12 protein-coding genes are annotated in these 10,285 nt (G+C 42.5%); 2 read left to right on the forward strand and 10 right to left on the reverse strand.

Annotated elements, in window-relative coordinates:
* Positions 1–6: 6 nt before the first annotated feature.
* From AWH49_RS20580 to AWH49_RS01185, 5 genes are all read right to left on the reverse strand, one after another.
* A complete protein-coding gene (locus AWH49_RS20580) occupies positions 7–441 on the reverse strand; it encodes a hypothetical protein (protein ID WP_244886757.1) in 435 nt (144 codons plus the stop codon).
* 113 nt (positions 442–554) lie between these two features.
* On the reverse strand, positions 555–1,286 hold the full coding sequence (gene yunB / locus AWH49_RS01170; RefSeq protein ID WP_063964384.1) for a sporulation protein YunB: 732 nt from the start codon (positions 1,284–1,286) through the stop codon (positions 555–557).
* 39 nt (positions 1,287–1,325) lie between these two features.
* Positions 1,326–2,681 carry a bifunctional metallophosphatase/5'-nucleotidase gene (locus AWH49_RS01175; protein ID WP_063964385.1) on the reverse strand — a complete coding sequence of 452 codons (1,356 nt, stop codon included), beginning with the start codon at positions 2,679–2,681 and terminating at the stop codon, positions 1,326–1,328.
* Between the two features lie 15 nt (positions 2,682–2,696).
* Positions 2,697–3,506, reverse strand: coding sequence for a sulfite exporter TauE/SafE family protein (locus AWH49_RS01180; RefSeq protein WP_063964386.1), 810 nt, complete (start codon positions 3,504–3,506; stop codon positions 2,697–2,699).
* Positions 3,507–3,520: 14 nt separating this feature from the next.
* Positions 3,521–4,366: a DUF72 domain-containing protein gene (locus AWH49_RS01185; RefSeq protein WP_018394324.1), complete on the reverse strand. Its 846-nt coding sequence runs from the start codon at positions 4,364–4,366 to the stop codon at positions 3,521–3,523.
* 133 nt (positions 4,367–4,499) lie between these two features.
* On the opposite strand from AWH49_RS01185, the gene AWH49_RS01190 reads away from it, so the two are divergent.
* On the forward strand, positions 4,500–5,519 hold the full coding sequence (locus AWH49_RS01190) for a methyl-accepting chemotaxis protein (RefSeq protein WP_063964387.1): 1,020 nt from the start codon (positions 4,500–4,502) through the stop codon (positions 5,517–5,519).
* A gap of 399 nt (positions 5,520–5,918) precedes the next feature.
* Entirely contained in the window at positions 5,919–6,605 is a 687-nt protein-coding gene (locus AWH49_RS01195) for a hypothetical protein (RefSeq protein ID WP_063964388.1), read from the forward strand.
* A gap of 46 nt (positions 6,606–6,651) precedes the next feature.
* On the opposite strand, the gene AWH49_RS01200 is transcribed toward AWH49_RS01195, so the two are convergent.
* From AWH49_RS01200 to AWH49_RS01220, 5 genes are read right to left on the reverse strand one after another with little or no spacing between them, the layout of a single operon-like run.
* Positions 6,652–7,428, reverse strand: a complete 777-nt coding sequence (locus AWH49_RS01200) for an N-acetylmuramoyl-L-alanine amidase (RefSeq protein ID WP_063964389.1) — start codon at positions 7,426–7,428, stop codon at positions 6,652–6,654.
* Positions 7,425–7,664 (reverse strand): phage holin, encoded by a 240-nt coding sequence (locus AWH49_RS01205; RefSeq protein ID WP_244886758.1) that lies wholly within the window; start codon positions 7,662–7,664, stop codon positions 7,425–7,427. The genes AWH49_RS01200 and AWH49_RS01205 overlap by 4 nt, the downstream gene beginning before the upstream one ends.
* 13 nt (positions 7,665–7,677) lie before the next feature.
* The gene (locus tag AWH49_RS01210; protein ID WP_063964390.1) at positions 7,678–7,950 is read right to left on the reverse strand and encodes a hypothetical protein; all 273 of its coding nucleotides are present in this window, start codon (positions 7,948–7,950) and stop codon (positions 7,678–7,680) included.
* A 24-nt stretch (positions 7,951–7,974) separates the two neighbouring features.
* The gene (locus AWH49_RS01215) at positions 7,975–8,226 is read right to left on the reverse strand and encodes a hypothetical protein (RefSeq protein WP_063964391.1); all 252 of its coding nucleotides are present in this window, start codon (positions 8,224–8,226) and stop codon (positions 7,975–7,977) included.
* A gap of 24 nt (positions 8,227–8,250) precedes the next feature.
* The gene (locus AWH49_RS01220; RefSeq protein ID WP_157723649.1) at positions 8,251–10,122 is read right to left on the reverse strand and encodes a phage tail protein; all 1,872 of its coding nucleotides are present in this window, start codon (positions 10,120–10,122) and stop codon (positions 8,251–8,253) included.
* Positions 10,123–10,285 lie beyond the last annotated feature (163 nt).

The raw sequence follows: 10,285 nt of genomic DNA on the forward strand, positions 1-10,285 counted from the left end.
GGAAATTCAGTAACGGTCTGTAATCGGACGTGATACTTGCCCGACCGCTAACGCATTAAAATAATCATTGATAAGAATACCAAGCAGTGCCGCCATTACTTGCGCGCTCGCACGTGATTTCACACGTTTTACTGCCCATTCGCCAAATGCGCGGCTGCCGCCAAAAATATTAATAAATGCGGTAATCATACCGAGAATGAGCAAAAAGAAAATGATGTATAAATTCCACATACTCCATTCAAAAACGCCCTCAGTCACCGTATAAACATTGTCTGAAAAAGCAGACCATACGATGGAAGCCGTTTTGCCAATACTAAACTCCACTAGCAATAATGCTGCTGCGATAATGCCTACACCAAGTGACAAAAGGACACGGCACGTTACGATCACCATGATAATCGCCAGTACTGGCGGTAACAGTGAAAAGATTGTATTTTCCATACTATTTCTCCTCTACATAAGCATACAAAAAAAGCAATGAGAGACTGCGTTCATTGCTCATGCGTTTAATTTCGTTTGCATCTTATCAGAAAACACGAACCTTTACCACCACATTATTTTGCTGGGATACCGACCGAATCCGGATTGTAATAATTCGGTACAGTGCCATGTACAAGCCCCATCGCGACTGGCAATGTTTGCTTGACTACTCTCGTCTCTGATGCAAATGGCACGATCACTTTCACATTGACTTCGAGTGCAATGTATACTTCAACATAGGCTGAATTAATGCCAAACGGTTCCACTTTCGTCTTCACATTGGAGTTAACGTCTCCGAGTGCATAAAATCGAATCGGTATCCGCGGCCCGAGATTGCCGAGTATCGCGTTGTTCGTAATCTGTCCGAGTGGAATGGTATAGGCAATTCCTTCTCCTTGCATGGTCCTTTTCACATCAATATCAACACCTGACAACTTTTCTAGCTCTTGTAAGTTTCCTGCCTCTGCTTGATCTAAATTTTCCTCCGCAAGTTCGGTTACTTCAGCGAGCACTTTATTGATCACTTCCGCGTTGAAAGTTGTTGCACCTCCTTCTCCTTTCTCTGTAATCATAATGTCTTTTATATCAAGGTTTTCTGTAATTTCTTTACTTATGGCTTTTTGTAACACCATCGAAGCAATTTTTTCGGTTTGCATGTCTGCAAAATTTAAGATGACCGGCTGAATATTCCTGTTAATCAGCCATAAAATAAATAAAATACCGATGATAAATAAAAGGACAGCCATCATAAAGCGGTGGCGTATGGACAACTGTGACTTGCTTCGCCATTTTCTTCGTCGTCGCATAAAAAAACCCCCTTTCCGCATTGTATGCGGAAAGAGGCTTCATAACTTCAATAATTTCCATTCTAATACGTCGCGTAAAAATTCCGGCATAAAATATGTTTTCATACGTGCCCGGTGAAGTCCTGCAAAATAATGACCGTATGTGAACATGTCGAGTGTCGCCAGTTTGTACGTTTTTTTCAAATCAAGTACATTCCCGTCGATGAAAAAAGCTGGGCCGTCCATCTCAATCCGGTCGTAGACGAATCGCCCCATCACTTTCCCGCGAAAACCGAGTCCTTTAATTTGCATATGCGCCCAATTTTCGTCACGCGTCTGGCGCAGTACTTCGGATAGTTCCGCTCCGGTCAATTCAATCACACACGGATTAATCGGATGGGGAAGCAACCTGTGAATATCGTATTTCGTCACCGTGCCGGCTGATAAATTTCCGAGCACAACACCTGCATTTAAAAACGAACAATCTGCACTGCACCATTCCGTCAGCGCTTCTGTCAACATTTGCGGCAATACAGATGGCTTAAACCAATCGCTCGTTAATGTCTTTTCAAGATGCACAACCGGTATAGACAGCACCTTTTTCCCACGTTTTATAAAAGATTCCTGCTGTTCTTTTTCATCGTATGGCGCTTTTAGTGACTGATTCGTTTCATATACGTGTGCCCGTTTTGCACAAATGGTACGTGTTTCTTCATTAATAATAATTTCCACATGACCGGTAAAATAACCATATTTTCCAGCCGCCGCAAGCAATGTACCATTTACTTCTTTTCCTTCGTGAAATATGTGATGCGTATGTCCCCCAAGAATAACGTCTGCTTCTGTTTCCTGCGCTATTTTTTCATCGTCATACATGCCGAGATGGGACAGCACGACAACGAGATCTGCTCGCTTTTTGAGCGCTTTAATTTGCTTTTTCAACTCGTCCAACGGATCTTTAATCTCCCAGCCAATCTCTTCATAAAAAGCTGTATACTGCGCCGTTGCGGACGTCACCGCAATCGTCACATCCCCCGCCTGAAAGAAGGTGTACGGCAATACCCATTCTGGACGCGCACCATTTTGATCAAAAATATTCGCGCAGAGAACCGCAAACTTCGCCTGTTTATATAAGCGATTTAACCCTTCTTTCGGTAATGTAATGCCTTCATTGTTTCCAATAGCGACCGCATCATATCTTGACTTATTTAATAACTCCACATTGAAAGACCCGAGCGTCCCTTCTGTTAAAGGATGTGCGCGGTCTACATGATCACCGATATCAAACGTAAATATGTATTCGCCTGCTTCTTCATGAATGTGTCTTCTTTCCTTTAAAAAAAGAGCAATGCGCGGCCAATTTTCAAAATGACTGTGTAAATCGTTTGTATGGTAAATATGTATCGTTTTTTTCATAAATAATTCCACCTTTTAAATGATGCCCTGCCAGATGAGACGGACACCGACAAAAATAAGAACGAGACGAAGCAGAAGCACAACCGTTTTCGAGGCGATTCGCGCGTTCAGCCAGGCACCGAGTTTAGCACCAAACCAAGCGCCCGGGACGAGTACAGCGGCGTATAGCCATTCAACATTGCCGAGCGAGATGTGCGTAATGCTTGAGACACCTGCCGATAAGAAAATCAGCAACATCGATGTCGCCACCGCGACGTGCGGCGGAACCGCAAATAACATAATCATCGCGGGTACCATAAGCGAGCCGCCGCCAATGCCGAACAGTCCGCCAAAAAAGCCAACAATAAACGAGGCGAGCGTTCCAGTAATCGGCTCGATTGAATATGTATGCGTGCCTTCGTTATCAGTAAATGTTCGGAGTATACCACGTGTACCAAGTATCGGTTTTGCACGATTTTTAAACATGAGTACGAATGACATAAACACCATAAATAAGCCAAAGTACAGGCTGAACAGACTCATGTCGAGTCCTTTGTTCGCATACGCGCCGATGATGCTGCCTGGTGCACTGCCGATAAAAAGAATAAAGCCGAGTTTATAATCCACCTTTTTTTGCTTCATGTAGGCGAGCGTTGACGACAGACCGGTAATGATTAAAATAACCGATGACGTGCCGACCGCGATTTGCGGTGAGACCGGATCAAGCAGTGATGTGCCGCCAAGAAACAGCAGCGCCGGCACAATAATAATGCCGCCGCCGAGACCGACGAGTGCGCCGATCGCTGCGGCAATAAGCCCGATCGCGAGTAAAATAAGCCATTCCATAACGAGTGGTCCTCCTAAAAAAGATCAAGCTGACGTGAGGCTAAATTGTCATAGTAAATGCCGGAGAGATCGAGAAACTGCTTTGCATTGTCTGCCGCATCACCGCCGGAATTATTGTTAAACAGTATATATACGTCTTTAGACTGCGTTTTAAGTTCGTTTGTAAAGTGAACCCATTGTCGCAGTTCATGCTCGTTGTAGCGATACAAATAGCGTACTTCCCGCCAGTTTTTATTTCCATTTTTCTGCCACCCGATCCGGTTGCGTCCGTGCATACGGATCAATGTTTTTTCTTTATGGGTTGCCTGAAGCACAATCGGAATCGATCCATCGCCAGCCTGCGGTTCATCACATACTGTATGAATCCATTTTTCCTGTTCTAAAAAAGTAAGTGTTTTATCAATAAAAGCGGCTTTATACCACGTTTGATTGCGAAATTCGATCGCAAGCGGCGCATCGCCCATTTTTTCTTTGCAATACCGAAGATACGTGACATTTTTACGTGTACAGTCAAACCATGGCGGAAATTGAAACAAAACCATCGCCAGCTTATTTGATTCAATCATCGGCAGCAGCGACAATTGAAACGCATGAAACATCTCTTCTTTTGACTCAAATGGAATGTCGCCCCGCTCGTGTCCGGTCATTCCTTGATATGCTTTTACGACGAAACGGAAGCCATCCGGCGTTTCATCAGTCCACTTGCGCATATTCCGCTCCGGTTGTACGGCATAAAAGCTCGAATCAACTTCAACTGTCGGAAAATGAGCCGCGTATTCCGTCAATTTATCACGGGACCGTACACCTTGTGTATAAAGCGTATCGTGATCCCCCCATCCTGTTACACCCGTATAAATCATACGTGATCACCTCATATAAAGAGTGTAGCATAATTATTAAGCTTATGTTAATTTTGAAAATCCATATAAGACTTTTCACCTATTAGACCAAAATTCTGTTACACTATTGGTAACGAAATGAGGAGGAAGTATCATGGCCTGGGGGAAATCAAAACAAAAAACGCAGATGAATATAGAATTAAAGGAAGCAAACGAACGTATTGCACAATTAGAACAGGAAAATAGACACCTTCAAGAAACACACGCTCAATTTTTCGAACAGTTTGAAGATACAGTGCTAAACACAATTGGACAGCATCAGCAAGTTAATCAACAGCACTATGATCTCGAAGAACTTATCGCGCAAATTCAACGCCAATTTGATGAAGTAAAAACGCTTGGTGAACAAACGAGCAACAACTCTCACCAACTTGTCGATACCGGCCAATTACTGCTTGATTCATCCGGTGCACTGTCCCAAAAAACGACCGAACATGAAAAAATGATGAATGAAAACACACGGCTTGTCCATAGCTTAGAGCGTCAGATGAATGACACGGCAGAAAGTATGAAAGAGCTCGGCGAACATTCGAAAACAATTAAAGACATCGTTCAAGTAATCAGCTCGATCGCCAGCCAAACAAATTTACTTGCACTTAATGCCTCCATTGAAGCCGCACGTGCCGGCGAACATGGGAAAGGCTTCGCCGTTGTCGCAGCAGAAGTACGAAAACTAGCTGAAAGCACAGCTGAAAGCACAAAGCATATTGAAGAAGTGACGACAACGATTCAAGCGAAAATTGAAGATGCCGAAAAAGCAACATACAGCAACCAAGATGTGCTGAAAATGGCAACGAGCATTAATAGCCAAGTTATGTCAATGATGGCTGAGATGGCCCAAATTTCCAACAAGGTTGGTGACAATGCCCGTGCTTCACTAAGTGGTATGAACAGCCAGAAAAAGTTGAGCGATGATGCAATTCACCTCATCGAAAATACGAGCAGCTATTTCAACGACATTACGAACACGATTACACAACACATTGAAGATTCCAGAATAGTCGATGAACAGCTCGCCAGCATTCAAGAGGATATCACGAACACAAGCACACACCATATTGGAGATGCCTCAATTGCGGACGAACAGCTCGCCAATATTCAAGATGTTTATTGAGTGCAACCTAGACTTTTTTCTATCAAAAAAATCCCCTCGCGAAAGGGGATTTTTGTTGTATTAACCGATTGAACCTTCCATCTCAAATTTTTTTAGAATCAATATTTCATCAAAGGTCAACGTCATTAAATTCAGCTATATAATAGAAGAAACTAAAATATAAAGGTCAACAAATTTGAACGAATTTCAGTAATATTGGTACATTCTTGGTACGTTTTTGGTTCAAAGCAACACCTAACATACAAAACGGTATCACAGATGGTATCACGATAAAGCTGTATATCATGCCGCCCTTTCCTTACAATTGAGGATGGGGCCTTTTTGTTTTCCTTGAATATCTTTCCCAATTTTCTCACATTTTGTCGTATGATAGTAAAAAAGCCATATGGAGGGATTTGTATGAAATTAAAAGTGCTAGTGGCTGCCGGCATCATTGCGCTTGCCGGGTGTGGAAGTGATCCAGCTACTATTACGACCGCAGAATTTAAACAGCTGGAAGAAGGAATGTCTTTTGATGAAGTAGAAATTATTGTCGGCGGAAAGCCAGAGGAAATACATGAGATTCCAGACAGTGAACTAATCGATTATAACTACATTGGAGAAGACGGTGTGGAAAAAGACGCAACTGTATCTATTCTTTTTAACGACGGGAAAGTTGATGTTATCACGGATCTGGGATTGTTAACAGAGGATGCACCTGAGGATATAGCCGCGGCAGAAGAAAAGTCTATAGATACTTCTGTTTTTAAATTTGCTAAAGAAACTGAAGTTACCGATGCAATCGATATTAACAAGCATGTTACAGTTTTTGTTGCCATGAGTGAAGAATTAGCCCCTGGATTAGCTGTTCAACATGTCATCAAACAGACTTACGATTTCCTTCAGCAAACGGATGTCGAAGGAGCGGAAACAATAACTATAGCTGTTACCCAGGGTGGACAGAAAATTGCTATGTACATTGTTCAAAAAGATCAATTTGCACCTGACGCCGAAAAACCTATGACCGATGTAGTATTGGCAGCTTCAAAAATGGAATTTATGACACCGGAAGTAGAAGCATTCGGACAGAGTTTAGGAACTTGGTAAAACAAAAAACCCCGGCCGCAAACGCGTAACCGGGGCATTCTCATGTTCATTTTACCTTACTCATTCGATGCATCATAGACCACACTTCTTCTCGTGTAACCGGACGTTGCGGATACGTGCCATCACTGATGCCGTTTTCTTTTGCCCACTTCTGTGCTTCTTCAAATCGAGGAGATGGTGCTGCGTCTTTTTTATACTGTTCTGCCACTTTTGTTTCCTCCTCTTTTACTTGATCTGAACCTGTCGCAACTGCACTTGAGCCTGTCACAGATTTAGGAGTTACACCGACCGCTTTACAGATACCATCCGCTGTTGCCTGGCATAGCTCGTTAAAATATGTCTGGTTATTAAGCAGATCCATATCAGCCTTATTATCAATAAAAGCCATTTCAAGCAACAAAGCAGTTGCGTTCGTCCCTTTCAACACCACTAAATCTGGACGCTTTTTAATTCCACGATCTTTTACCTTGTATTTATCCAACACCTTTTTAATTTCTGCATGAACAATGTTAGCTTCTTCATTTGGCGAATAAACTAATGTTTCATAACCTGTACCGCCGCCTGCATTAAGATGAATAGACACAAAAATCACAGCACCATTTTTGTTAGCTATGGCACATCGCGCTGCTAAATCACGGCCTTTATCAACATTCAACGCTTTATCGGATGTACGCGTGTAAATAACCTTTACATTATCCGGCAGGCGCTTTGCAATTTCACGGCCTATTGACGCTGCGTATTGATATTCTTGGCCGTACTTCACTGCACCTGGATCGGGAAGCCCATGGCCAAAATCGATGACAATTATGATTTCTTTATTCACTTCAAGCCCTCCTTCTTTAATATTTCTTCGTTACGACGTGCTTTTCGTGTGATGTTGTTATTTTTCCACCATGCCCATACCGACGCGCAAAAAGCAATGATTGTCGATACACCCATCTCAATCATTTCATCATCAAATGGCAGTGGTGAATATCCTTTTACCGCTAAAAGTTGATTAAACCACGCAACAAAAAGAACCAACGTGCGGACGATGGTCCCGTTATCGATATTTTTCATGTTCATTTCTCCCTCACATTCTGTTTAAAATAAATAAAACAACCGGCGTTAAGACGCTAAACGTAATGCCTAGCCCCCACTTCATCATTTGATTTATCCCTGAAATATCTTTTTCGTTTTGCTTCGCTATCTGCAACGCTTCTTTTGCGATGTCATCCGTTTTCTCTTGAGCATCTCTTAGCACGCGTACATCTTTTTTTACTTCAAGCGACGCATCTAGCTTCCCTTCCATTCTAGCAAGGGATATTTTCACATCATGGACCTGTGCTTGTAAATTATTATCCACGGCAGTACCGCCTTCCTGAAGTTATTATGACGCTTGCGGATCTCCCTGTTCTTTCAACTGCCGCTCTAAATCAGAAATCTTTTGCAATAACAATTCATTTTCTTTTAATGTTTCCTGATGGGCAACTTGCTCCATTTTTAAATCTGCCATGATAAAAGCAGTAGTTTCACCCGCTTTTTGTGACTCGCTAGACATTGAAGCTAAAGCTAATTGAACCCTTTGTAATTGAGACTTTAACGTTTTAATTGTTTTTTCATAATCTACTTTTGAATCCATTCGTTGCGCCTCCCTTTTATACGATTAGATTAAGTTAACATATCCTTCAAAACTGCCATTGTAGACGTATAATCGACCATTCCCCGTATCAACCCTTAGTTCTATCGTTTGAGTCGTCCACGGTTTGACATATTGATTACCAGGATGCACGTGGCCTGAACGTGAAAATGCATTGTCACTTAGACCATTCAACAGCCACGCGTTGCCTGCTGTGTTAGCACTACCCGCTGATGATGCATACCCTGCTTCGTCTGCATAACTGACAGATGAGGGTTTATTGTTTCCATATATGACTGATTGAGCCGTCGATAAATCCACGATGCTTTTCACACCAACATCATTGTCAAACCTTACTTTACTTAATGATGCCAATGCCGACAAATGTAAATCACCATTAGCTTCAAGTTCTAGATCGCCATTATTCAAGGAAGTGATTCGAGAAAAGTTGCTAAAGTAAATGTTTTTCTCTCCCCCGATTGTACTCCCTAACCAAAGTGAATCGGCCACTGTTGTGATACCATTTAGATCAATTTTCGAAGCGCTAATCGTCACAGCAGAGGCTGTCTGATTAATACGGGATATCATCTCGACTCCGTTATAATCCGTGTAGCTGACTTTGCTACTTATCTCTCCTGCGTTGATCTGTACTTGCGTCTCTAGTTCTCCGAGATCCTCATCAATACGATTAACCTCTATCGTCACACTGTCCGCTAATTGCGTAATACGACTGTTCGCTGCTAAAACTTCACCATCAAGTCGTCCAACTTCTGAGGTAATACGATCCGATTCGATCTGAATTCGGGCATAAACTTCTAATACTTCACCATCCAGCCGCTCCACTTCGAGTGTGATGCGCTCATTCGTCTGTTCAATTTTCGAACGGTACTCTTTTTTACTTGCATCAAGATCCACAATTGTTTCAGTGAGCACGTCTGAAAATGCCGCTTTGACATTTGATAACGTTACTTTCATGCCGCCTTTCACAAGCGGATTTCCCTGCCTTTTCATGACTCGAGTTTTCAGCAGCAGGTCTAGTTTCGGATGGATCAACCAGACTCGTTCCCCGAGATCCGGAATCCCTTTATAACCTTGTTCATTCAATTCCGCGATCGAAACATCTATCGAGATTTTCGGCAGATATCGATCACCAAGCTCTTGTTTAATGTGTTCCGTTAAATCAGCAGACACGCTAAAGTTATCATCGTAAACCGGATCAGCATAAATTACGCCGTACAGTTGTACTGTTGGCGCCTGATATTCAACCGCAAGGTTATTGCTCCCATAACCCTTAATCGCCGTGTATAGATCAGTAGAATCGACTGAATGTGCAATGCTGCTAATGTTGTGTTTAAATCGAAACTGAAAATCTTCATCCGGACCGATCTCCTGAGCGAAAATCAAATGTCGTCCTGGCATAATCTGCACTTCGCATTTGAGCGTTTCACACATTAAACGGATGAGCTGCACAGCATTACTGTTGCCAAATGCATCGAGAAACAACTGTGGCAGAATGACGCCCTGCACTTCATACGTCCATCCGGTACCAGCTAAAATAAAGGAAGCCTGTTCCTCTGCTGTTCGTGTGCCACCTTGAATGCCTTCAACATTGTGACCAGTGAGCTCAAAAAAGATATGCGTGGCCCGAACATTTTTACTTGTTCCGTTTCCAGTAACGTTTTTAATTTTAAATTCTTGACCATTAAAATCGACAATGCATTCTTCTTCTAATAATTCGTGGCCAGGATTCTTAATGTTGCTGTTCTTTCGATCAAACAAAAAAGAAGTGAACGTCAGGGAAAATACCCCGTTCACTTCTTCCTCTATTTCCGGATTTTTAATGAGTGCGAGCGGCTCACACCGCCCGTCTAAATGTGTGACTGAAAGAATGATATTCACCTTCTTTCTTTTTGAACCACCCGCCACTTAGAACTCTTACGAGTTGCTTGAAGTGGTGGATTCCTAAGATCACCAACGTATACGTCAGTTATCGATTAGGCTATCCCCGCAGTTCCTGCGGTTAGAAGTCTTAATGCTTCATTTTTAAGATTTTGTCCACCAT

This window comes from Domibacillus aminovorans (assembly GCF_001643235.1).
Lineage (GTDB): Bacteria > Bacillota > Bacilli > Bacillales > Domibacillaceae > Domibacillus > Domibacillus aminovorans.